Source organism: Kitasatospora misakiensis, assembly GCF_042656005.1.
Lineage (GTDB): Bacteria > Actinomycetota > Actinomycetes > Streptomycetales > Streptomycetaceae > Kitasatospora > Kitasatospora misakiensis.
In genome coordinates, this window is the sequence record NZ_JBHSOF010000046.1 from 1 (window position 1) to 22,593 (window position 22,593).

22 protein-coding genes are annotated in these 22,593 nt (G+C 75.4%); 10 read left to right on the forward strand and 12 right to left on the reverse strand.

Going from position 1 to position 22,593, the window contains the following annotated elements:
* The first annotated feature begins 277 nt into the window (after positions 1–277).
* Positions 278–3,238, forward strand: coding sequence for an FAD-binding and (Fe-S)-binding domain-containing protein (locus ACFP3U_RS27995; protein WP_380228491.1), 2,961 nt, complete (start codon positions 278–280; stop codon positions 3,236–3,238).
* Positions 3,239–3,317: 79 nt separating this feature from the next.
* Positions 3,318–3,728 carry a PaaI family thioesterase gene (locus tag ACFP3U_RS28000; RefSeq protein WP_380228492.1) on the forward strand — a complete coding sequence of 137 codons (411 nt, stop codon included), beginning with the start codon at positions 3,318–3,320 and terminating at the stop codon, positions 3,726–3,728.
* A gap of 181 nt (positions 3,729–3,909) precedes the next feature.
* Here ACFP3U_RS28000 and ACFP3U_RS28005 read toward each other — a convergent pair whose 3' ends face one another.
* The 3 genes from ACFP3U_RS28005 to ACFP3U_RS28015 form a co-directional block, all read right to left on the reverse strand.
* Positions 3,910–4,464 (reverse strand): MBL fold metallo-hydrolase, encoded by a 555-nt coding sequence (locus tag ACFP3U_RS28005; RefSeq protein WP_380228493.1) that lies wholly within the window; start codon positions 4,462–4,464, stop codon positions 3,910–3,912.
* A gap of 113 nt (positions 4,465–4,577) precedes the next feature.
* Positions 4,578–5,045, reverse strand: a complete 468-nt coding sequence (locus ACFP3U_RS28010; protein ID WP_380228494.1) for a CBS domain-containing protein — start codon at positions 5,043–5,045, stop codon at positions 4,578–4,580.
* Positions 5,046–5,121: 76 nt separating this feature from the next.
* Positions 5,122–6,111, reverse strand: coding sequence for a slipin family protein (locus ACFP3U_RS28015; protein WP_380228495.1), 990 nt, complete (start codon positions 6,109–6,111; stop codon positions 5,122–5,124).
* 184 nt (positions 6,112–6,295) lie between these two features.
* On the opposite strand from ACFP3U_RS28015, the gene ACFP3U_RS28020 reads away from it, so the two are divergent.
* Positions 6,296–7,075, forward strand: coding sequence for a uracil-DNA glycosylase (locus tag ACFP3U_RS28020; protein ID WP_380228496.1), 780 nt, complete (start codon positions 6,296–6,298; stop codon positions 7,073–7,075).
* A gap of 42 nt (positions 7,076–7,117) precedes the next feature.
* On the opposite strand, the gene ACFP3U_RS28025 is transcribed toward ACFP3U_RS28020, so the two are convergent.
* Positions 7,118–7,993 (reverse strand): CHAD domain-containing protein, encoded by an 876-nt coding sequence (locus tag ACFP3U_RS28025; RefSeq protein WP_380228497.1) that lies wholly within the window; start codon positions 7,991–7,993, stop codon positions 7,118–7,120.
* A 123-nt stretch (positions 7,994–8,116) separates the two neighbouring features.
* Entirely contained in the window at positions 8,117–8,503 is a 387-nt protein-coding gene (locus ACFP3U_RS28030) for a hypothetical protein (protein ID WP_380228498.1), read from the reverse strand.
* 845 nt (positions 8,504–9,348) lie between these two features.
* On the opposite strand from ACFP3U_RS28030, the gene ACFP3U_RS28035 reads away from it, so the two are divergent.
* The 3 genes from ACFP3U_RS28035 to ACFP3U_RS28045 all read left to right on the forward strand — a co-directional run bounded on the left by ACFP3U_RS28035 (position 9,349) and on the right by ACFP3U_RS28045 (position 11,778).
* Positions 9,349–10,026, forward strand: coding sequence for a hypothetical protein (locus tag ACFP3U_RS28035; RefSeq protein WP_380228499.1), 678 nt, complete (start codon positions 9,349–9,351; stop codon positions 10,024–10,026).
* A 202-nt stretch (positions 10,027–10,228) separates the two neighbouring features.
* Positions 10,229–11,050, forward strand: a complete 822-nt coding sequence (locus ACFP3U_RS28040) for a DsbA family protein (RefSeq protein WP_380228500.1) — start codon at positions 10,229–10,231, stop codon at positions 11,048–11,050.
* Positions 11,051–11,115: 65 nt separating this feature from the next.
* Positions 11,116–11,778 carry a vitamin K epoxide reductase family protein gene (locus tag ACFP3U_RS28045; protein ID WP_380228501.1) on the forward strand — a complete coding sequence of 221 codons (663 nt, stop codon included), beginning with the start codon at positions 11,116–11,118 and terminating at the stop codon, positions 11,776–11,778.
* 60 nt (positions 11,779–11,838) lie between these two features.
* Here the strand turns inward: ACFP3U_RS28045 and ACFP3U_RS28050 are convergent, their stop codons facing one another.
* From ACFP3U_RS28050 to ACFP3U_RS28060, 3 genes are all read right to left on the reverse strand, one after another.
* Entirely contained in the window at positions 11,839–12,978 is a 1,140-nt protein-coding gene (locus tag ACFP3U_RS28050; protein ID WP_380228502.1) for a serine hydrolase domain-containing protein, read from the reverse strand.
* A 97-nt stretch (positions 12,979–13,075) separates the two neighbouring features.
* Positions 13,076–13,624 (reverse strand): GNAT family N-acetyltransferase, encoded by a 549-nt coding sequence (locus tag ACFP3U_RS28055; RefSeq protein ID WP_380228503.1) that lies wholly within the window; start codon positions 13,622–13,624, stop codon positions 13,076–13,078.
* 24 nt (positions 13,625–13,648) lie between these two features.
* Positions 13,649–14,053, reverse strand: a complete 405-nt coding sequence (locus tag ACFP3U_RS28060) for an ankyrin repeat domain-containing protein (RefSeq protein ID WP_380228504.1) — start codon at positions 14,051–14,053, stop codon at positions 13,649–13,651.
* 381 nt (positions 14,054–14,434) lie between these two features.
* Here ACFP3U_RS28060 and ACFP3U_RS28065 point away from each other — a divergent pair, with 381 nt between their 5' ends.
* The 3 genes from ACFP3U_RS28065 (at position 14,435) to ACFP3U_RS28075 (ending at position 17,109) form a co-directional block, all read left to right on the forward strand.
* Positions 14,435–14,629: a hypothetical protein gene (locus ACFP3U_RS28065; RefSeq protein WP_030306123.1), complete on the forward strand. Its 195-nt coding sequence runs from the start codon at positions 14,435–14,437 to the stop codon at positions 14,627–14,629.
* 169 nt (positions 14,630–14,798) lie between these two features.
* Positions 14,799–16,445 carry a hypothetical protein gene (locus tag ACFP3U_RS28070; protein WP_380228505.1) on the forward strand — a complete coding sequence of 549 codons (1,647 nt, stop codon included), beginning with the start codon at positions 14,799–14,801 and terminating at the stop codon, positions 16,443–16,445.
* A gap of 289 nt (positions 16,446–16,734) precedes the next feature.
* The gene (locus tag ACFP3U_RS28075) at positions 16,735–17,109 is read left to right on the forward strand and encodes an RNA polymerase-binding protein RbpA (RefSeq protein ID WP_380228506.1); all 375 of its coding nucleotides are present in this window, start codon (positions 16,735–16,737) and stop codon (positions 17,107–17,109) included.
* A gap of 102 nt (positions 17,110–17,211) precedes the next feature.
* On the opposite strand, the gene fxsA is transcribed toward ACFP3U_RS28075, so the two are convergent.
* From fxsA to ACFP3U_RS28095, 4 genes are all read right to left on the reverse strand, one after another.
* Complete coding sequence (gene fxsA, locus ACFP3U_RS28080) at positions 17,212–17,793, reverse strand: FxsA family membrane protein (RefSeq protein ID WP_380228507.1); 582 nt, start codon at positions 17,791–17,793, stop codon at positions 17,212–17,214.
* A gap of 123 nt (positions 17,794–17,916) precedes the next feature.
* Positions 17,917–19,539 (reverse strand): apolipoprotein N-acyltransferase, encoded by a 1,623-nt coding sequence (lnt, locus tag ACFP3U_RS28085; RefSeq protein ID WP_380228508.1) that lies wholly within the window; start codon positions 19,537–19,539, stop codon positions 17,917–17,919.
* Between the two features lie 183 nt (positions 19,540–19,722).
* Positions 19,723–21,348, reverse strand: a complete 1,626-nt coding sequence (locus ACFP3U_RS28090) for an amidohydrolase (protein WP_380228509.1) — start codon at positions 21,346–21,348, stop codon at positions 19,723–19,725.
* Positions 21,349–21,379: 31 nt separating this feature from the next.
* Entirely contained in the window at positions 21,380–21,820 is a 441-nt protein-coding gene (locus ACFP3U_RS28095) for an Lrp/AsnC family transcriptional regulator (protein ID WP_380228510.1), read from the reverse strand.
* 289 nt (positions 21,821–22,109) lie between these two features.
* On the opposite strand from ACFP3U_RS28095, the gene ACFP3U_RS28100 reads away from it, so the two are divergent.
* Positions 22,110–22,562, forward strand: a complete 453-nt coding sequence (locus tag ACFP3U_RS28100; RefSeq protein WP_380228511.1) for a hypothetical protein — start codon at positions 22,110–22,112, stop codon at positions 22,560–22,562.
* The last annotated feature ends 31 nt before the right edge of the window (positions 22,563–22,593 follow it).

Below are 22,593 nucleotides of genomic sequence, written 5' to 3' on the forward strand. Positions count from 1 at the left end.
AGAAGCCGTCGAGGTGCGTGCCCCGGCGTCGGCCCGCAGGCGGGGGTTTGAAGACAGGCCCTAGGGCCTCCGGGCCCGCCCCGCCGTGCGTCCCCGGCGCACGGCGGGGTGGAAGACCGGCTCACGGAGGCCGACGGTGCCAGAGGTACGGGGGTGGCCGCCGGCGGTTTGTCCCCGCACCCGGCCGGCGGTACGCGGCGCGGTCGTGGTTCCGGCTGCCGGGGGTGGCTGCGATGATCGGCGGGGGACCGTTCGTCACCGCCCGGGAGGACCGCCCGTGAGCCGCTCCGACACCGCGCCCGGAGCCGTGCTGGCCCGCGAGCTGGCGGCCGTGCTGCGCGGCGAGGTCCGGTTCGGCGCCGCCGAGCGGACCGTCTACAGCCAGGACGCCTCCAACTACCGCCACCTGCCGCTCGGCGTCGTCAAACCCGCCGACCAGGACGACGTCCGCACCGCGCTCGCGCTCTGCCGCCAGTACGGCGTGCCGGTGGTGGCGCGCGGCGCCGGGACGAGCATCAGCGGGCAGGCGATCGGCCCCGGCGCCGTGGTCCTCGACTTCCGCCGCCACCTCGGCGCCGTCCTCGCCGTCGACCCGGAGCGCCGGACGGCGCGGGTCGAGCCGGGCACGGTGCTGGACGACCTGCAGCGGGCCGCCCACCCGTACGGGCTGCGGTTCGGCCCCGACCCGTCCACGCACAGCCGCTGCACCCTCGGCGGCATGATCGGCAACGACTCCTGCGGCGCGCACTCGGTGGCCTGGGGCCGGACGGCCGACAACGTCGAGTCGCTGGACCTGCTGCTCGCCGACGGCACCGAACTGACCGTCGGCGGCCCGCTCGACCCCGCCGAACGCGCCACGCTCGCCGCCCTGCCCGGGCGCGTCGGCCAACTCCACCACCGGCTCCAGGAGTTCACCGAACAGAACCTCGCCGTCATCCGCCGGGGCATGCCCGAGCTGCCCCGCCGGGTCTCCGGCTACCCGCTGGACGCCCTGCTGCCCGAACGCGGCCACCACCTGGCCCGGGCGCTCACCGGCACCGAAGGCACCTGCGCGCTGCTGCTCGGCGCCACCGTCCGGCTGGTCGAGGACCCGCCCGCGCGCGCCCTGGTGGTGGCCGGCTACCCGGACGAGACCGCCGCCGCGGACGCCGTGCCCGCGCTGCTGCCGCTCGGCCCGCTCACCGTCGAGGGCATGGCCGCCGACCTGATCGCCGCGCTGCTCGCCGCCGGTCCGCGCCCGCCCGCCCTCGACCGGCTGCCCGACGGCGCCTGCTGGCTCTTCCTGGAGACCGGCGGCGCGACGCCCGCCGAAGCGCTGGACGCCGCCCGCCGGCTCGCCGAGGCCGTCCGGCGCGAACGCGTCGCCACCGCCGCCGTGGTCACCGACCCGGCCGAGCAGCGCCAGCTCTGGGGCGTGCGCGAGGCCGGCGCCGGGACGGTGACGAGGCTGCCCGGCGGCGGCGAGGCCTGGCCCGGCTGGGAGGACTCGGCCGTCCCGCCGGAGCGGCTCGGCGACTACCTGCGCGCACTGCGCGCCCTGCTGCGCCGGCACGACCTGCACGGCGTGCCGTACGGGCACTTCGGCGAGGGCTGCGTCCACCTGCGGATCGACTTCCCGCTCGCCGCGCCCCACGGGGTGCCGGTGTTCCGGGAGTTCATGGAGCAGGCGGCCGATCTGGTGGTCTCGTACGGCGGTTCGCTCTCCGGCGAGCACGGCGACGGGCAGGCCCGCGCCGAACTGCTGCCGCGCATGTACCCGCCCGAGATCATCGCGGCGTTCCGGGAGTTCAAGCGGATCTGGGACCCGGAGAACCTGCTCAGCCCCGGCACCCTGGTCGATCCGCGCCCGCTCGACGCCGACCTGCGCTTCACCGGCCCGGTGCGCGAGCTGCCGCTCGCCCTGCCGCTCGCCCTGCCACTCGCTCTGCCGTACGAGCAGGACGACGGCAGCCTCGCCAAGGCGGTGCGCCGCTGCGTCGGCGTCGCCAAGTGCGTCGACCCGACCACGGGCGTGATGTGCCCCAGCTACATGGTCACGGGCGAGGAGCGGCACTCCACCCGCGGCCGGGCCCGGCTGCTCGCCGAGATGCTGCGCGGCGCGGCGGCCCCGCCCGGCCACCCGGGCGGGGCGGCGATCACGGACGGCTGGCGGTCGGCCGAGGTCCGCGAGGCGCTGGACCTCTGCCTCGGCTGCAAGGGCTGCGCGAGCGACTGCCCGGTCCACGTCGACATGGCCACCTACCGGAGCGAGTTCCTCCACCAGCACTACCGGCACCGGCCGCGGCCCGCCGCCCACTACGCGATGGGCCGGCTGCCGCTCTGGCTGCGGGGCGCCGCGCTCGCGCCCGGCCTGGTGAACACGCTCGCCCGCTCGCCCGCCGCCGGGGTGCTCAAGCGGCTCGGCGGCATCGACCCGCGCCGGGTGCTGCCGGTCCTGCCGCCGGAGACCTTCACCCGCTGGTACCGGCGGCACCGCGCCGAGCACCCGGCACCGGCGGGCGCGCGGCCCGTCCTGCTCTGGCCGGACACCTTCGCCAACCACCTCCAACCGGAGGTGCTGCGCGCGGCCGTCGAGGTCCTCGACCACCTCGGCTTCGACGCCCGGCTGCCGGCCGGGCCGGTCTGCTGCGGCCTGACCTGGTACTCCACCGGCCAACTCGGCGGCGCCCGGCGGGTGATGCGGCGCAGCCTGGCCGCGCTCGCCGCCACCGGCCTGCCCGCCGACACCCCGGTCGTCGGGATGGACCCGAGCTGCACCGCCACCCTGCGCGAGGAGGTGCCGCGCCTGCTCGGCGCCGAGGGCCGGCCGCTGGCCGAACGGACCCGCACCTTCGCCGAGTTCGTCGACGAGTACGCGCCGGACGCGCCGCTGCCGCAGCTGCCGGTGGACGCCGTCACCCAGACCCACTGCCACCAGCACGCGGTGCTCGGCAGCGCGGCGGACCGCCGGGTCGAGCGGCGGATGGGCGTCGACAACCGGGTCCTGGACTCCGGGTGCTGCGGGCTGGCGGGCAACTTCGGCTTCGAGCGGGGGCACTTCGAGATCTCGGTGGCGATCGCCGAGCGGGTGCTGCTGCCGGAGGTCCGGGCCGCCGGGCCGGACACGGTGATCCTCGCGGACGGCTTCAGCTGCCGCACCCAGATCGCCCAACTGGCGGACGGGCGGCGGGCCCTGCACCTGGCGGAGCTGATGCGGCGGGCGCTGCGGGCGGAGGCGGCGGAGGGGGCGGGCGAGTAGCGGGGGCCGCTGTCGCCGTGCTCCGCCGCCACCACCGCGACTCCCTGACACCGCCCGGCCCGGCCGCCACAATGGCGGCATGACCCTCACCACCGCTGAGGCGGACAAGATCCTGGCCGACAACTTCGCCCCCTGGGTGCAGGCGCTCGGCCTGTCGGTGACCGACACCGGCGAGCGCCACGCCGTACTCCGCCTGCCCTGGTCCGACCAGTTGGCCCGGGAGGGCGGCGCGCTGTCGGGCCAGGCCCTGATGGCCGCCGCCGACACCGCGAGCGTGATCGCGGTCTCGGCGGCCCGGGGCGGCTTCGGCCCGATGACCACCGTCCAGCAGTCCACCAGCTTCCAGCGCGCGGTCCTCGGGCAGGACGTCCTGGTGCACGCCCGCGTCACCAAGCTGGGCCGGCGGCTCGCGTTCCTGGACATCACCCTCACCGCCGAGGGCGAGGAGGAGCCGGCCGCCCACGCCACCACGCTCTACGCCCTGGCCTGAGCCCGCCGCCCGGACCGGTCTCGGACTTTGCAAAGTGCACTTTGCAAAGTCCAAGACCCGCCTCACGTGGGCGTTTCTGCCCTCTCCCTCACTTTGCAAAGTGCACTTTGCAAAGTGAGGGAGAGGGAGAGGATGGGGAAGCAGGAGTCGGAGCCCGGCGCCCGGAGGTCGCTCCGGGCGCCTAGCGGAAGGTGCGCGGTGTCAGGTAGTCCGGGACGACCACCCGGGTGCCCGGTGCGGCCTGGCGCACCTGGGCGAGGAAGGGGGCGAGGTCCGCGTCCGGCTGGACGGGGTTGACCAGCTCCGTCTCGAACCGGTCCCAGTGCACCGGCACCACCGTACGCGGGCGGCCCAGCGCCGCGAGCAGCCGGGGCACGTACCGGTGGGTGGCGGTACTGCTGGGCACCGCCACCATCGCGACGTCCGGCCGCAGCCCGGCCAGCTCACGCTCGGCGAAGTCGCTCGCGCCCATCAGGAACGCCGTGGGCCCGCCGGAAAAGGCCACCTGGAAAGCCAGCGTGTCGCCCTCCACCAGGTCCCCGATGGTCGCGGGCGGCTGCGCGGACACGGCGGGCACGGTGCCGGGCGCGAAGTACTGGTGCCGGGCGTTGCGGCTGTGCCGGCTCGCGACCGCCTCCACCACCAGGCCGTCCCCGAAGTCCAGGACCTCGCCGCCCCGCACCACCATCTGCGCCGCCGGGACGCCCCAGGCCCGCAACAGGCGGTTGATCACCACGCGCCGGGCCCGGGGTTCCGGACCGCGCGGGCCCCGCGAAAATCTCCCCGCGCCCGTCCTGGTCGCCGTTCCCGTCGCCGCCGAGGATCCCGTCCGCGCCGGCCGCTCGCCCGTCATGCGTCCTGCGGTGTCTCCAGCACCTCCTTCGAACGCGGCGAGTCCTCGGCGCAGACCGCCATCACGAACTCCGCCAGCCGCGCCTGCGGCATACCGCGCGCGATGTCCGCCTCGCTGATCATGCCGACCAGCTCGTGCTCCGGGTGGTTGATCACCGGCAGCCGGCGCACCCGGTGCTGTTCCATCACTCGCAGCACCTGTTCGACGTCCTCGTCCGCCTCCACCGTCATCGGCCGCCCCTGGGCCACCTCTCCCGCGGTCACCCGCTCCGGGTCGAGGCCCTCGGCGACGCATTTCAGCACGATGTCCCGGTCGGTGAGGATCCCCAGGAGCTTCTGGCGCTCCCCGCAGATCGGCAGCGCTCCCACGCCGCGTTCCTTCATGAGCCGGGCCGCGCTCGCGAGCGTCTCGTGCTCGCGCACGCACTCCGCGCCCTGGTGCATGATGTCGCCCGCACTGGTCATGATCGGCCTCCTGACCTGCCTGCCACTCCCATCACTCCATCGTGGTCCAGCACCCGGTGCCCCGCCACCGGACCCGCTACGCGACGTCCCGCCCGCCCTCCGGCGCGTCCTCCGGACCGCCCGCTGAGCCCTCCTCCGGCTCCAGCGGTGAATGCTCCAACAGCTCCTCCAGCGGGGGAAGTTCGAGCTGTTCCACACCGCGCACCGACGGCGCTTCGTCCCCCGCCACCGGCTCCTCCGGCTCCTCCGGCTCCGCCCGCTTGCCCGGCGCCGCCACCGCCTCCCCGGCGGCGCGCCGGTGGGTCTCCGCCGCGCTGTCCAGGAAGCGCAGCAGTTCCACCGGGAACGGCAGCACCAGCGTCGAGTTCTTCTCCGCCGCGACCTCCACGACCGTCTGCAACAGCCGCAGTTGGAGCGCCGCCGGGGTCGAGCTCATCACCGCGGCCGCCTCCGACAGCCGCGCGGACGCCTGGTACTCGCCGTCCGCCGTGATGATCCGCGCACGCCGCTCCCGCTCGGCCTCCGCCTGCCGGGACATCGAGCGCTTCATCGACTCCGGCAGGGCCACGTCCTTGATCTCCACCCGGTCGATCTCGATCCCCCAGCCGAGCGCCGGACTGTCGATCATCAACTCCAGCCCCTGGTTGATCGGTTCGCGGTTGGCCAGCAGGTCGTCCAGCTCGCTCTTGCCGATGATCGACCGCAGCGAGGTCTGCGCCACCTGGGAGATCGCGAAGTTGTAGTCCTGCACGTTGATGATCGCCTTCACCGGGTCCAGCACCCGGAAGTAGACGACGGCGTCCACCCGGACGGTCACGTTGTCCCGGGTGATGCCCTCCTGCGCCGGGATCGGCAGCGTCACGATCTGCACGTTCACCCGGCGCAGCTTGTCCGCGACCGGCACCAGGGCGACCAGTCCCGCCCCGCGCACCTCGTCGCGCACCCTGCCGAACCGGAACACCACTCCCTGTTGATACTGCTGCACGACCCGGACGCTCAGGCCCGCCACCACGGCCGCCAGAATCAGCACCCCGACGATGATCCCTATCACCACATCGACGACCATCACGGCCTCCTCGCGCGGCAGCGAGCCCCGGCCGTCGCCACCCCAGCCGGGCCGACGGCCGCCGGAACAGCTGGTTCCACGCTACGCCTGCCCGGGCGGCGCCGGAACGAACGCGCGCCCCGGACCCGGGAGAGGCCCGGGAGACGCCCTGGAGAGGCCCCGGAAACGCCCTAGGATCGTCGCCATGCCGCAGTCCCCCGCCGACGACCCGGACCACCCGCGCCACCCCGCCGCGGCCGCGGCCCGCGCCGCGGACCTCACCGTCCTCGACCGCGTCGTCACCGGCTGCCGGGCCTGCCCCCGCCTGGTCGAGTGGCGCGAGGCGACCGCCCGCACCAAACGCCGCGCCTACCTGGACTGGGACTACTGGGCCCGGCCCATCCCCGGCTTCGGCCCGCCCGACGCGCCGCTCGTCCTGGTCGGCCTCGCCCCCGCCGCACACGGCGCCAACCGGACCGGCCGGATCTTCACCGGCGACCCCTCCGGCGACCTGCTGTACGCCGCGCTGCACCGCCTGGGCCTCGCCAACCGCGCGCTCTCCGTCCGGCACGGCGACGGCCTCGCGCTGCACGGCGTGCGCATCACCGACCCGGTCCGCTGCGCCCCGCCCGACAACAAGCCGACCACCGCCGAACGCGACACCTGCCGCCCCTGGATCGCCCGCGAGTTCGAGCTCCTCCGGCCCACCGTGCGCAGCGTCGTCGCACTCGGCGGCTTCGCCTGGCAGGCGGTCCTCCCGGCCCTCGACGCGGCCGGCTGGAGCGTCCCGCAGCCCCGGCCGCTGTTCGGGCACGGCGCCCACGTCACGCTGCCCGCCCGTGACGGCGGGCCGCCACTGGAGCTGTACGGCTGCTACCACGTGAGTCCGCGCAACACGAACACCGGCCGGCTGAGCGTCCCCATGCTGCGTGAGCTGCTCCGCACCGCCGCCCTCGCCGCCGGGCTCGATCCGGCCGGGGAGTGAGCCCGACCGAGGCGTGAAGCCAGACCGGCCCGGGCGCCGCCGTCAGCCGAACCGCGCCAGCTTCGGCCGGGCCGCCCGTGCCCACACCTCCGGCAGCGCGAGCCGGGCCCGCTCCGCCTCCGCCAACTGCTGCCCGTACAGCACCCCGTAGCCGAACGGCTCCTGCGAGGCGCCCGCCCGCTCCCGCAGCGCGGCCGCCGCCACCACGGCGTCCTGGTGCTCGCCGAGCACCTCCTGGACGGCCTTCATCCGCGCGACGTACCGTTCCGCCGCCCGGCCCGCCACCGGCCGCGCCGTCTCGCCCGCGTACCGGGCGCGCTTGGCGGCCTTCCGGGCCTCGTGCAGCGCGAGGTCCCGCTCCTCGGTGTCCGCGAGTGCGGAGCGCACCCGGTCGGCCGTCCGGCGCTGCTCCCGCGCGGCCACCCGGGCCAGTTCCGGACCGGCCGGCCGGGCCGCCCGGCCGCGCAGCGGCGGTTCGGCCAGCAGCGCGGCCAGGCCGTCGGCCAGGGCTCTGCGGCGCGGACTGTCCAGCGCGGCGACCACCTCCGGCCGGATCCGCCGGTACTCGGCCTGCCCCCGGCGCTCCAGTTCGGCCGCGACCCGCTCGGGCGCGCACTCCTCGGGCAGGGCCCGCGCCCGCGCCGCCAGTCGCTCGTCGAGCACCTCCTGGTCGCGGGCCCGCCCCAACACCGCCGCCAGCCACCGCAGCTCGGCCACCAGCTCGTCGGTGGCCCCCGGTGCCAGCAGTCGCCGGTACGTCCGGAAGGCGCTGCGCAGCCGCCGGCAGGCGACCCGCATCCGGTGCACCGCGTCCGGCTCGTCCGCCCGTACGGCGGCGTCCAGCCCGGCCAGCTCCTCGGCCTGCGCCCGGATCCGCCCAAGCACCACATCACCCACGGTGACGATGTCAGCGGCCATCCGCCTGCACCCCTCTCCTGGGGCCTCCGGAACGCCTCCAGGCTAGCCCGCCCGCCCCCTCCCCACCCCCGGGCTCTGCGGAGTGGGAGGTCGGCCGGGTCGACTTCCTGCGCGGCGGCGCCGTCAGGGGCGCAGCTGGACGGCGAGGGCCATCGTGTAGCCGACCAGGGCGGCGAAGAAGGTGACGGCGGTGGTGTAGCGGGGGGTGAAGGGCAGGCCGGCGAGGGCGGGGTAGAGGAGGACGGCGGTGCCGGCGGCGAGGTCGGCGATGTAGAGGCCGCGGGGTGGGAGGACGCCGGTGGTGCGGGCGGCCCAGCCGGTGGCGACGAGGAAGCCGGTGAGCAGGATGAAGCCGGAGAGGAGGCCGGAGCCGATGCTGGAGAGGACGGTGTGCGGCTCGGGTGGGAGTTCGCCTTCGGGGACGGCCGGGCGCAGCCGGTGGGCGACGGCCAGGGCGCCGACGGCGAGGGTCACGCAGGCGGCGGCGCTCAGCAGCGGGACGGGGTTCATCGGCGGCTCCGGGAGCTCGTGTGGTGGTGACCGAGGGCGGCGGCGAGCGCGGCGGGGACGAGCACGGTGAGGACGAGGACGGCGGTCCAGGTGGTGGGGTCGAGGCGCGCGGCCGGGGGTGCGGCGGCGGGCGGGCCGGGCGCGGCGACGGCGGTGAGGGTGGCGGTCGGGGCCGGCGGCGGAGGCCGGGGCGGGGGCGGTGAAGTCCAGCTCGGGGAGGCCTGTTCGGGCGTGGGCGTGGGCGAGGGGGACGGTTCGGGCGCCGGTCGGACGGTGAGCGGGGCGCGGGGCGGGGCCGGTGGCGGCTTCGCGAGGTGCGGGGTGGCCGCCGGGGAGGTCCGCGTGGCCGACGCCGCGGCCGGTTCGGGGAGGGGAGCGGGAGCCGGAGCCGGAGCGGGAGCGGAAACGGACGAGGGTGGTGGCGGCGGTGGGGCGGGGACGGCGGTCGGCGCGGGGGTGGCCGCGGGTGAGGGCGCAGCAGTGGGCGAGGCCGAGGCCGACGGCGGCACCGACGGCGACGGGCACGGCGTCACCGGGTGCGGCGGGGACGACGGGTGCGGCGGGAACGACGGCCAAGGCGGCCACGGCGGCCACGGCACGTCGGGCACCCCCGGCCCCGGGCCACGGGCATAATCCATCGCCCGATTGTCGGACGACCCCACCACCCCCGTCAGCTCCTGACGCCCCGTCACCCGCCCGTCCCCCGTCAAACCCACCCCTCCGGTGAACTCCCCGCCCCCGCACCGCGAACGGACGACCGATGCGGGACAATCTGTGCCCCGATCCGGCCGTCCACCCCGACGCACCCTCGTGCCCGGCGCGAGCCTCGTGACATACTCCCGAGCGTGACGACCTCCACCCACGCGACGAGGGCCCTGCGGGCCGCGGTGTTCACCGCGCTCGCCGTGCCGCTGTCCGCGTTGGGCCAGGTGGTGATCACCGGTCGCCCGCTGCCGCTCATCCTGGTGGTGGCCGCGACCGCCGTCGTCTTCCTGGCCGCGGCCGCGCTGGCCGGCGGCGAGCGCCGGCTGTCGCAGATAGCGGCCGTGATGGTCCCGGTCGAGCTGCTGCTCAACACGACGTTCAATCTGGGCCAGACCAGCTGTGGTCCGGCCCTCGGCGGCGACCTCCCCGCCCGCGGCATGAACCTGCTGGTCTGCGGCGGCGGTTCGGTGGACGGGTCCTCGCTGCTCTACGGCCAGTTGGGGCACTCCGGGCGGTTGGCGCCCGCGGCCACCCAACTGCTGCTCCTGCTGGTGCACCTGGTGATCGCGCTGGCCGCCGCCGCGTGGCTGCGGCTGGGTGACGCCGCCCTGTCGGGTCTGGCACGCGCCCTGCGCGCGTTGCGCCAGGCCGTCGCGGCGCCGCTGCGGGCGCTGGTCGTGCTGCTGGTGCCGGCGCCGGCGCGGCCGGTGCTGCGGGTGCCGCTGCCGGTCTCGGACCGCCGCCGCCCGCGCCGCGAGGACGTGGTGCTGAGCCCGGCGCCGCGCCGTGGCCCGCCGCTGCTCGCGCCTTCCTGCTGACGACACCCGAGGACGAGCTGAAGACCAGCCGACGATCCGACGTCGGGCTCCCGGGTGTCGGGCGGGCGGCGCACAACTCCGCGTCCTGTCCAGGATCCCCCTCCGCCCGTACGCGCCCGCGCCCCGCGCGAGAGCGCCGTGCGCCGGAGCGGGACACCCCCGCGCGCCCGGTGGCGCGCCCCCCTTACGGAGTTGACCGAGCATGGCTCACCCCACCCAGAAGCCCTCGCGCAAGCAGGCCCAGAAGATCAGCGCCCGTGAGCGCATCCAGGAGGCGCAGCGCCAGGAGAAGGTCGCGGCCAAGCGCCGTCAGCGGATCGTCCTCGCCGTCTCGCTCGTCGTCGGTCTGGCCCTGGTCGGCGGCACCGCGCTGGCGATCAGCACGGCCGGCGACGACAAGTCCTCCTCGGAGGCGGCCGAGCCGACCGCGCTGGTCGTCCCGGCGAACACCTCCGGTACGGACGGTACGGTGATCACCTACGGGAAGGCGGACGCCGCGCACACCATGCAGGTGTTCGAGGACTTCCGCTGCCCGGTCTGCCGGAGCTTCGAGGCGACCAACGGCGAGGCCGTCCGGAAGCTGGTGGAGGACGGCACGGTGAAGGTCGAGTACCACCTGGCCGCGTTCCTGGACAAGAACCTCGGCGGCAAGGGGTCGCGCACCGCGCTGGCGGCGATCGGCGCCGCGGTGAACGAGGGCGCGGACAAGTTCAAGGCGTACCACGACGTGCTGTACGCCAACCAGCCGGACGAGCGCGAGGACGGCTTCGGCGACGTCAACCACCTGCTGGAGCTGGCCGACAAGGTGCCGGGTCTGAAGTCGGACGCCTTCGTGAAGGCGGTCACCGACCGGACGTACGCGCCGTGGGCGAAGAAGGTGGCGGACGCCTTCAACGACAGCGGGGTGACCGGGACGCCGACGGTGAAGGTGGACGGCAAGCCGCTGGCGCTGTTCCCCGGCAACAAGCCGTTGACGCCGGAGCAGTTCACCGCGCAGGTGAAGCAGGCCGCGGGCTTGCAGTGAGCACCACCGGCCCGGCCGATTCCGGCCGGGCCGGCCCCTTCTCCTCTTCCACGGAGTGCTCTGCCATGACCGCATCGACCGCTCTGTCCGCCTCCTCCCGCCCCGTCCCCGCCGATCCGGCCGTGCCCGCGCGGGGGCCGATCGGCGCGGGCCGCGCGTTCTCGCTCTTCGTCCTGCTGGCGGCCCTGATCGGGCTGGCCGCCTCGGCCGTGCTGACCTTCGACAAGCTCCGCATCCTGGAGGACCCCTCCTACGTCCCGAGCTGCAACATCAATCCGGTGATCAGTTGCGGTTCGGTGATGCGCACTGAGCAGGCCGAGGTGTTCGGCTTCCCGAATCCGCTGCTCGGGCTGGCCGCGTTCGGCGCGCTGGCGGCGGTCGGCGCGGGGCTGCTGGCGGGGGGCGCGTACCGGCGGTGGTTCTGGCTGGGCCTCCAGGCCGGGACGCTGTTCGGGCTGGGTTTCGTGCACTGGCTGATCGACCAGGCACTGTACGAGATCGGCGCGCTCTGCCCGTACTGCATGGTGGTCTGGGCGACGGTGGTGCCGCTGTTCTGGTACACGACGCTGCACAACCTGCGGTCCGGGGTCATACCGGTGGGACCGCAGCTGCGGCCGGTGGTCCGGGAGGCGGCCCGCTACCACTGGGCGCCGCCGGTGCTGTGGGCGGCGGTGATCGCGCTGCTGATCCTCAACCGCTTCTGGTCGTACTGGTCGACGCTGCTCTGACCCGCCGGCGCCGCCACCGTCGACGACCGCTCGGCCGGGCCGTCAGCCGCAGCCTCAGCCTCAGCCGAGGACGGTCCGGCGGAAGGCGTTGCGCAGGTCGGTGAGCGGCTGGAAGTCGCGGTCGTAGTGGACCTTGTTGGTGAGCAGCAGGGCCCAGCGGCCGCGGCGGCGGGAGACCCAGACGGCGGTGCCGGTGAAGCCGTAGTGGACGAAGGTGCCCTCGGCCGGGTCGGTGCCGGCGGCGCAGAGCCAGGACAGGCCGCGGGCGGGGGCGAGTCCGCCGGTCTGCACGCGCAGGGATTCGGTGATCCAGGCTTCGCCCCAGGGGAGTTCGGCGCCGGCGGGTGGGGCGAGCAGCGCGGTGAGGAAGCGCTCCAGGTCGCGGGCGGTGGAGAAGGCGCCGGCGTTGCCGGAGACGCCGCCGAGCAGCCGGGCGGAGGGGTCGTGCACGGTGCCGCAGAGGACGCCGCCGGCCGCGCGCTCGTACTCGGTGGGGGCGGTGCGGTGGGCGGCCCCGGGACCAAGCGGGCCGAGTGGACCAAGCGCGCCGAGCGGTCCGAGCGGTCCGAGCGGTCCGAGCGGTCCGTAGTGGGTGTCGGTCATGCCGAGCGGTCGCCAGACCTGCCGGGCGGCGAGTTCGTCGAGGGGTGCGCCGGCCAGGTCCTCGACGAGGTGGCCGAGCAGGACGGCGGCCCGGTCGGTGTATTCGACGGCGGCGCCGGGCGGCCGGTGCAGCGGGGCGGCGAGCACGCCGGCCCGGATCGCCGCCGGGTCGCTGCCGTACAGTTCGGCGAATCGGGTGCGCAGCGGCATTCCGGCGGTGTGAGTGAGGAGTTGACGGGCCGTCACGGCGCCGACGGGGTGTCCGGCGGCGGGGGGCCAGTGGGTGGCGAGGGGGCGGTCGAGCGGGAGCCGGCCGACCTGCCAGAGGGCTCCGGCGCACGGCCAGAGGGCGACGATCTTGGTGATGCTGGCCAGGTCGAAGACCGTGTCGTGGTCCATCTCCCGTGCGGCGTAGGGGCCCTGGCCTAGTCGGCCGGCCCGGCCGCGGCCCCGGACGCCGCCGGCGTCGCCGATCGACCAGACGCCGCCGGTCCCGGCGGTACGCAGGCCGGCGACGGCCAGGCGGGCCAACGGCCCGTCGGGGGCGGCGAGTTCGTCGAGGGGCGCGAGGTGGGCGGGTGGTTCAGGTCCGGTCATCCGCGGTTCTCCCCCGCCTTCGCCGGCCGTCGGCCGGCGCCGCTCCCGAGGGGGCCCGTCGGACCCCCTCGGGGAGGCTACCCGGCCCGGGCGCGGGTCAGACGGCGGACCCGCCGTCGAACTCCTTGCCCAGGCAGATGCACTGCTCGTACTCGCGGTAGATGCCGAACTTCTCGATCGCCGCGTAGCCCTCGGAGGCGTACAGCGCGATGGCCTCGGGCTGTTCGGTGCCGGTCTCCAGGATGAACCTGGTCCGTCCGGCCTCGGCGGCGACCTGCTCCAGGTGACGCAGCACGGCGCGGGCCAGGCCGCGTCCGCGCGCCGCGGGGCGGACGAACATCCGCTTCAGCTCGGCGTCGCCGTCGCGCAGGCCGAACGGCCCCGCCGTCTTGGCGCGCCAGCCGCCGCAGGCGACCGGCTCGCCGTCCAGGTAGGCGATCAGGAAGAGGCCGGACGGCGGCTCGAAGTGGTCGGGGTGCAGTTCGGTGAGGTCGCCCTCGCCGTAGCGGTGGACGTACTCCTGCTGCACCTCGGCCGCGAGGAGCTGGGCGTCGGGGTGGCCGTAGCCGGTGACGCGCATCTCGACGCGCCCACTCGTGCGGTCGTGCGCGAAGGTTCCGCCGGTTGTGGTGGTGGTGCTCTCCATGGTCGTCAAGCCTACGGCGCGCGCTCAGCCGGCCTCCGGTCGGCCCTCGAACCGGGCGATCAGGGCCTCCTTGCCGAACATCCGGGCGGTGTCGACGGCGGACGGGGTGCCGGTGGCGGGGTCGGCGCCGCCGGCGAGCAGGGCCTCCAGGACGTCGTCGCTGCCCTTGAAGACGGCGCCGGCGAGCGGGGTCTGGCCGCGGTCGTTGGCGAGGTTCGGGTCGGCGCCGCGCTCCAGCAGGGCGGTGACGGCGGTGGCGTGGCCGTGGTAGGCGGCGAGCATCAGCAGGGTGTCGCCGCGGTCGTTGGTGAGGTCGGCCGGGGCACCGGCGTCGACGTAGGCGGTGAGGGTGGCGGAGTCGCCGGCCCGGGCGGCGTCGAAGAGCTTGCCGGCCAGGGCGATCACGTCGGCGTCGGGGGTGTCGGTCATGTCTCGGCCTTTCTCCGGGGACCGGCCCCGTTCGGGGCCCGTCCGGCGTTGTCGGTGGTCGCGCCGGTCGCACGGTAGCGCACGCACGACACGCGGGTGACGCACGCACGACACGCGGGCGGGAAGGTTGCGCGTCCGTTCGGGGGAACTTCCCGCGGCCCCCGGAAACTTCCCGCCCGGTGGACGGGAACGACTCGGCGCGCCGGAAATGCGGCATCACACGGCCCCGGAGGGGCGGTTCGCACACCGCCGTCCGGGGTGGGCGGCGGCTCCGCTCCGGAGATCCACCCATTTGCGCCGTTCCATCATCTATTACTTTTTGTCACGATTGTGGCACTTTCCGTGACACCGTCCCCGTCCCCCTCTTCCGAGGAGCAGAACGTGATCCTCTCGATTTCCGGCATCGTCCTGTTCGGCACCATCACATTCCTCTTCTTCCGCAGGGACGGACTCAAGGTCTCCCATGCGATCGTCTGCGCGCTCCTCGGCTTCTACATCGCCGGCTCCTCGATCGCGCCGAGCATCACCGCGGGCGGTGCCACCCTCGCCAGCCTGCTCGGCGGCATCAAGTTCTAGCGCCGGCACTCCCCCTGACGGGCCCGGGCGCGGATCCCACCGCCCCGGGCCCGGCCATTCCCGCCGGTCCCGCCGGTCCCGCCAGTCCCGCCGGTGCCGCCACCGGACCGGCCGTGGCAGCAAGCCCCGTCGTCCCACCCGACCGTCCCACTCGCCCGGGGAGCCAGGAATGCCGCTCAACCGCCTCCACTTCAGCAAGAGCCGTGACCTCGCCCGTACGGCCGGCGACCACGCCTCCGACATGTTCGCGCCGCTCACCGTCCTGGGCCGCGGACTGCGCCACCACGTCGGCTGGGCCAAGGCCCGCTGGCAGGCCACCCCGAAGGAGCGGCGCGGGCCGACGGTCTTCCTGGTCGCCGCGATGCTGCTCGGGATCTTCCTGCTGCCGCACGGCCTGCTGTTCGCGCTGATCGCCCTGATGGCCAGCGCCGCCTGGGCGGGCCGCGCGCCCAAGGCCCCGGCGACCGCGCCCGAACCGGACGTCGCCGACCTCAAGCTCACCGCCCTGTACGCCGCGCTCACCCCGTACCTGGCCGCACCGGAGGAGCTGAGCCCGCTCTACCACCCCGAGGGCAACTGGAAGAGCGTCTTCACCGGGTGGGAGTTCGACCCCGAGGGCCGGCTCTCCCGGCTGGAGATCGCCTACCCGGCGTACTTCACCGACACCGAGCCGACCGCCCGGGCCCGGATCGAGCAGGTCGTCCAGGGCAAGGCCGGCCGGGCCCGCGAGTACCGCTTCGACTGGGACGAGGAGTCCAACAAGCTGCGGATCGCCGCGCTGTCCCCGCTGCCCACCGACATCGCCGCCCAGCGCTTCGTCGCCGCGCCCGGCGAGATCGTGCTCGGCTTCACCGACGAGGACGGCAGCGCCCGGACCATCCCGGTGCACCAGGGCGGCGCGCTCGCCCAGCAGCCGCCGGTGGTCTGGCGCACCGGTCCGCGCTCGGCCGAGCCGCACCTGCTGGCGCTCGGCGTCAGCGGCTACGGCACCTCCAGCCTGATCCGCTCGGTCGCGCTCCAGGCCCTGCCGTACGCGGACCTGGTGGTGATCGACGGCGCCGGCACCGGCGAGCACGCCTGCCTGGTCAACCGGCCCGGCGTGCACACGGTGGAGACCAGCCTGCACGGCGCGCTGGCCGCGCTGCACTGGGCGGCCCAGGAGACCGAGCGCCGGCTCACCGCGCTGAACGCCGCCCGGCACGCCGGCACCGCCCCGCCCGAGGACGTCACCCGGCCACTGTGGCTGCTGCTCGACCACCCGACCGAGCTGACCGAGCTGGCCCACGCCGAGGGCCGGCCGGACCCGCAGGACCTGCTGGAGCTGCCGCTGCGGCACGGCCGGGCCGCCCGGGTGACCGTGGTGGTCGCCGACGACATCGAGGCCCGGGACCGGATCTCCCCGAGCGTGCGGGCCACCACCCGGGCCCGGGTGGTGCTCGGCCCGACCGGCCCCGAGGAGAGCCACGCCGCCCTCGGGGTGCCGCTGGACATCGCGCCCGCCGCGCACGCCCCCGCCGGGCGCGGCTACGCCCGGATCGGCTCCGGCGCCCCGGTCCGCCTCCAGCTGCCGGCCACCGTCGACCCGCTGGACGAGGACGCGCCGGCCGCGCTGCGGGACGCGGTGATCGCCCTGCTGCCGCACCGCGACACCCGCACCGAGGCCGCCGCGCCCGTCCAGCCGGTGCAGCCCGTTCAGCCGCTCCCGCCGCGCCCGGACGGCCCGCCGGCCGTCCGGGTGGAGCTCGACCCCGAGGCACGCGCCGGGGTCGACCTCGCCAAGGGCCCGGCCGCGCTACGCTTCCGCCCACTCGCCTGACCCGGCCGGACGGGCCCCAGCGGGAGGGGCGGCGCGGGCCGTCGAATCCCGTCCCGGTACGCTCGTCGAAGGAAAGGCCGACCGATCACCAGGTGTGAAACAGGTGACACCCGGGGTGATATCACCGGCCAGATGTGACAAATCGGGCGCCGGTGGGTACAAACAGGGACGGCACAACAGACGACGCATGTCCCGGGACGGGAATCTTCGTCGGAAGCCGAGCGTTGACCGAACGACGAAGAACAGCGACCACTAGTCCTGTGGGCTATTAGCCCGGGAGGCACGATTCATGAGCGAGCGAGCTCTCCGCGGCACGCGACTCGGGGCCACTAGCTACGAGACCGACCGCGGTATCGATCTGGCTCCGCGCCAGACCGTCGAGTACGCATGTCAGAACGGACACCGATTCGAGGTGCCTTTCTCGGTCGAGGCGGAGATCCCCTCGGCCTGGGAATGCCGCTTCTGCGGACAGGAGGCGGCACTTCTCGACGGCGACGAGCCGGAGGAGAAGAAGGTGAAGCCGACGCGCACCCATTGGGACATGCTGATGGAGCGCCGGACGCGCGAGGAGCTGGAGGAGGTGCTGGCCGAACGGCTGGCCGTGCTCCGCTCCGGTGGGATGAACCTCGCGGTGCACCCGCGAGACACCCGCAAGAGCGCCTGACCCCGCTCCCGCCGCAGGGCGGGGGCACGCGAAAAGGGACCCTGGTCACCAGGGTCCCTTTCGCGTTGCCCGGCCTCCCAGGAGCTGGGAGGCCGGGCGGGGTCAGCCCTTGAGCGGCGGGCGGTAGGTGGTGTCCGGGCCCTGCGGACCGGCGGCCGGGCCGGCGCCCGGCTCGACCACCTCGCCCTGGACCACCTTGCCGTCCGGGCGGTGGATGCGCAGCTGCTCCTGCAGCCGAATCGCGTCCGCGAGCGGGTCGGTGCCGGCCGCCGCCGTGGAGCGCAGCACCTTGTCCGCGGCCCGGCGCCCGCCGGCCCGCCAGAGCGCCCGGGTCGGCGGGAACAGCAGGGTCAGCGCCAGGGCGTCCGAGAGGAATCCCGGCAGGATCAGCAGCAGGCCGGCCAGCACGGTCAGGCTGGTGCCGGTCTGCGGCTGCTGCGACCGCGGGTCACGGGTCTGCTCGAGGGCCGCCGCCAGGGCGCGCCGCCCGGCCCGCTTGATCAGCGAGCCGCCGATCAGCGCGCCGGCGATCAGCAGCAGCACCACGGTCAGGCCGCCCAGCCACGAGCCCACCTGGACCAGCAGCCAGATCTCCAGCACCAGCCAGGCGGTCAGCAGCAGCGGCAGCACCCGCCGCAGCTTCGAGCGCGGTGCCGGACGGGCGGGGGTAGCTTGCTGGGTCACGGTACGAATCCACTCCAAGCGGTGCTCTGCGCGCCGCACGGGAGGTCCGGGCCGGCTACGGCACCACCTGGTCCAACGGTCGGCCGGCGGCGGGTGTTCCACCGACCGCCGGCGGCCGGGGAGCTAGGCCGTGTCGGCCGCGCCGGTCGCCGGGCGGCGGCGGCGGGCGAGCAGGACTCCCCCGGCGCAGGCCAGCAGGCCGGCCACGGCGAGCGTCCACTCGGGGGCGGCGCCGACCCGGTCGGCGACGGTCGTGCCGTCGCGCAGCGGGACGGTCGCGGACAGTTCGGCGGCGGTCAGCTCCGCGGTGCGCTGGACGACGGTGCCGTCCGGGGCGATCACCGCGCTGATGCCGCTGGTGGCGGCGATCAGCACCGCGCGACCGTGCTCGACGGCGCGCAGCCGGCTCATCGCGAGCTGCTGCTCGGGCTGCCCGGTCTTGGCGTAGGTGGCGTTGTTGGTCTGGACGACGAGTACCCGGGCGCCCTTGTCGACGGTGTCGCGGACGATCTCGTCGTAGGCGACCTCGAAGCAGATGACGTCGCCGATCCGGGCCGGGCCGAGCTGCATGACGCCGTTGTGGTCGCCGGGGTAGAAGTCGCGGGCGACCCGCTGGAGCCGGGTGATGATCTTGGACAGCTGGTCGCGGAAGGGCACGTACTCGCCGAACGGCACCGGGTGCTGCTTGGTGTAGGAGGCGCCGGGGCCGGTCTTCGGGTCCCAGACGATGCCCTCGTTCTGGACGTGCTGCTGGTCGGGGCCGTCCACCAGGGTGCCGACCAGGGTGGGCACGCCGATCGCCCGGACGGCCTCGTCGATCCGCTGGTAGGCCAGCGGATCGGAGAACGGGTCGAGGTCGGAGGAGTTCTCCGGCCAGATGACGATGTCGGGCTTCTCGGTCCGGCCGGCCTTGATGGACTCGGCGAGCCGCTCGGTGGCGGCGGCGTGGTTGTTGAGCACCATCATCGGGCGGCCGAGGAAGTCCATGCCGGGGTTGGGCACGTTGCCCTGGACGATGGCGACCTTGACGGTGTCGGCGGGCGCGGTGGGCACCGGCACCAGGAAGCCGGCGAGCATCACGGCGACGGCGCCGAGCGCGGCGAGGGCGGCGGCGACCGGGCGGCGGGCGGCGCCGCGGCCGGCCACCCGCAGGGCGGCCCAGGCCAGCAGGGAGCCGGACAGCGCGACGGCGAAGGTCACCAGCGGGGCGCCGCCGAGCGCGGCCAGCGGGGTGTACGGGGTGGCGGTGTTGGCGAAGGCCAGCCGGCCCCAGGGGAAGCCGCCGAGCGGCAGCCGGTCGCGGGCCCACTCCTGGGTGATCCACAGGCAGGCGCCCCAGAGCGGCCAGCCGGGCAGCCGGGAGGTGACGGCGAGGCCGGAGCCGAGGGCGGCCAGGAAGAGCGCCTCGATGACCGACAGGCCGACGGTGGCGTCCCAGCCGACCACCCGCAGCCAGCTGAGCAGCATCAGGAAGAACGGCAGGCCGAAGGCGAAGCCGGTCCAGGCGGCCTGGCGGGCGGTGCGGCCCCGGGTGAGCAGGGCGAGGGCGCCGACGCCGAGCAGCGAGAGCGGCCACAGGTCGAAGGGCGGGAAGGCCAGGGCGAGCAGCAGTCCGGCGAGCGCGGCCAGGCCGGTGCGGGGCAGGCCGGCCCGGATCCTGGCGAGGGCGCGGGCGCCGCGGCCCGGGCCCGCCGCCCCGTCGGGGGTCTCGGGCGCGGTTCCGGACCGCTCCTGGGTGACGGGCATGGCCACCGTCGCACCATCTCTCTCGACGCCGGCCCACCGGGGTACGGGGACTGCTGTTCGGACGCTGTCCGAAGAAGGTACCCCGTCCGGACACCGAACCGTGAGGTGAGGGTCGTTTTGCGCCGCCCCCGGCCCGGCCTTCCCGGGCTCCCCCGCCGGCCCGGGAGCGGCGCCCTCCGGCCGTCAGGCCTGGTGGACGGTGCGGCCGCGGACGACGGTGCGCAGGCAGGTGGGCAGCGGACCGCCCGGGGTGAGGTCGGGCAGGCCCGGGGTGCCGGAGCGCGGGTCGGTGGACCAGCCGGCCACCCGGTCGTCCGGGGCCTGGACGACCAGCTCGCCGGCGGCCCAGATCGCGTAGCTGGCGACCGCGCCGGGGACGAGCACGCCGTCCTGGTCGCGGCCGATCGCCCGCCAGCCGCCCCGGGTGTGGGCGGTGAACGCGGCCCGTACCGAGATCCGGTGCTCCGCGGTCCGGTGGAAGGCGGCGGCCCGGACGGTGCCCCAGGGGTCGAGCGGGGTGACCGGGGCGTCCGAGCCGAAGGCCAGCGGGACGCCGGTGCGCAGCAGCGCGGCGAACGGGTTGAGCCCGGCGGCCCGCTCGGCGCCCAGGCGCTGGGCGTACATGCCGTCCGGGCCGCCCCAGGCGGCGTCGAAGGCGGGCTGCACCGAGGCGGTGAGGCCGAGCTCGGCGAACGCGGCGACGGCCTTGTCGTCCAGGGCCTCGGCGTGCTCGACGCGGTGGCGCAGCGCCCGGACGCGGTCGGCGCCGACCCGGTCGCCGGCCGCCCGGACGCCCTCCAGCACGGCGGTGACCGCGGCGTCGCCGATGGCGTGGAAGCCGGCCTGGAGGCCGGCCTCGGTGCAGGCGGCGACGTGGTCGGCGATCTGCTCGGCGCTCAGGTAGGAGGTGCCGGTGTGCGCGGCGTCCGCGTAGTCGTCGTGCAGGCAGGCGGTGTGCGAGCCGAGCGCGCCGTCGACGAAGAGGTCGCCGCCGGCGCCGATCGCGCCGAGGCGGCGGGCGGTCTCGACGCCGCCGCGCCCGCTGCTCTCGCCCCAGTAGGCGAACACCTCGGGGCCGGTGCCCTCGGCGGCCAGCTCCAGCAGGGCGGTGAGGTCCTGCTCGGAGGAGATCTCGGGGCCGGCGCACTCGTGCAGGGCGCCGATGCCGAGTTCGGCGGCGCGGGCCAGGGTGGCGCTCTGGGCGCGGCGGCGCTGCTCGGGGGTGAGGCGGGCGAGCGCGGTCCGTCGGACGGCGTGGTGGGCGTCGCGGGTGAGCGGGCCCTCGGGGTGGAAGCCGGGCAGGTCGGCGAGGCCTTCGGTGAGGCCTTCGGTGAGGGCGCGCAGCGCGGTGGTGGCGAGCGCGGAGTGCACGTCGGTGCGGGAGAGGTAGACGGCGGCGCCGCCGGCGGCGGCGTCGAGTTCGGCGAGGGTCGGCGGGCGGCCCTCGGGCCAGCCGGTCTCGTCCCAGCCGTGGCCGATGAGGACGCCGCCGGGCTCGGCGCGGTCGGCGGCGAAGGCGGTGAGCGCGGCGAGGGCGGCGGCCAGCGAGGGGGTGCCGGTGAGGTCGAGGCCGGTGAGCGCGAGGCCGGTGGCGGTGGCGTGCACGTGGGCGTCGACGAAGGCGGGGGTGACCAGGGCGCCGTCCAGCTCGACGATCTCGTCGGCGGTCTGCGCGTACGTCTCGGCGGCGCCGTCGCTGCCGACCCAGGCGACGTGCCCGCCCTCGACGAGCATGGCGGTGGCGAAGGGGTCGGCGGGGCTGTAGACGGCGCCGCCGCGCAGCAGGACGGTCCGGGAGGTTTCGGTCATGCGGCCTAGTCTGCACCCCCCGGGGGGCCGGTCAGAGCTTCGGGGGGCGCGCCTCGTAGGGGGTGGACAGGACGACGGTGGTGCGGGTGGAGACGCCGGCGGCGCTGCGGATGCGGGCCAGCAGGTCCTCCAGGTCGCCGGGGGCGCCGACGCGGACCTTGAGGATGTAGTTCTCCTCGCCGGCGACGCTGTGGCAGGCCTCGATCTCGGGCAGGTCGGCCAGTCGTTCGGGGGTGTCGTCCGGGGCGCTGGGGTCGAAGGGTTTGACCGAGATGAACGCGGTGAGCGCCAGGTCGACGGCGTCCGGGTCGATGATCGCGGTGTAGCCGCGGATCACTCCGCGCTGCTCCAGGCGGCGCACCCGCTGGTGCACCGCCGAGGTGGACAGGCCGGTGGCCTTGCCCAGGTCCGTGTAGCTCATCCGGCCGTCCTGGAGGAGCAGTCGGACGATGCGTTGGTCGAGATCCTCCACAAGGCGCAAACCTACCCCCTCGGGGGCGCGCGGATCGCGGCGGCCGGGGGCGCGGGGGCGCGGGCGCGGGGGGCGCTTGACCGGGGGCGCACGCGGGGCAGAAAGGGGGCGCGAAGGGGCACCGGGCGCGCCCCGGGGTGCCGTACGGGCACATGCCGGACGAATGTGGCCAAGGACACACCCGGTGCATCACAGTGCAACCAAGTGCAGGGTTATGAGTCCCCGTCGGCGGGAAGTGCTGGTTGTGGCCCCGGGCGACCACGCCGGGCCCGATCCGAGGGGGATCACCATGCGCGTTGCCGACCAGCGCCCGACGGGCGCGGACGACGCCCACGATACGACCGACCGCGAGGACCTCGCGGTCCCCCACGACGCCGCGCCGGGGGTGGATCCGGGCGAGGCCGACGGCTGGGACCTCATCCGGGTGCACTGCCCGTCGTGCCGGCGTCCGATCGCCCTGGTGGGCGACGAGGAGCGGTTGCCGCAGCACGCCGTGCTGCCCAGGGCCTGGCACCCCTTCTCCCCCACGCTGTGCCCGGGTTCGGGCGCGCCGACGGACGACCTGGCCGAGGTGGAGAGCGCCGAGGAGGCGGAGTCCGCCGGCCTGGCCGGGCTGCTCGCGCTGCCGGGCGAGCACGACTGGCGCACCCAGCCGTTCTCGCACGCGATGGTGCACCGCCCGGTCCGCGCCGGCGCCGTGCCGGGCATCCCGGAGCAGCGCAGCCGGTTCTCCCGGCGCTGAGCGCCCGCCGCGCGCCCGGGCATCGCCGCGT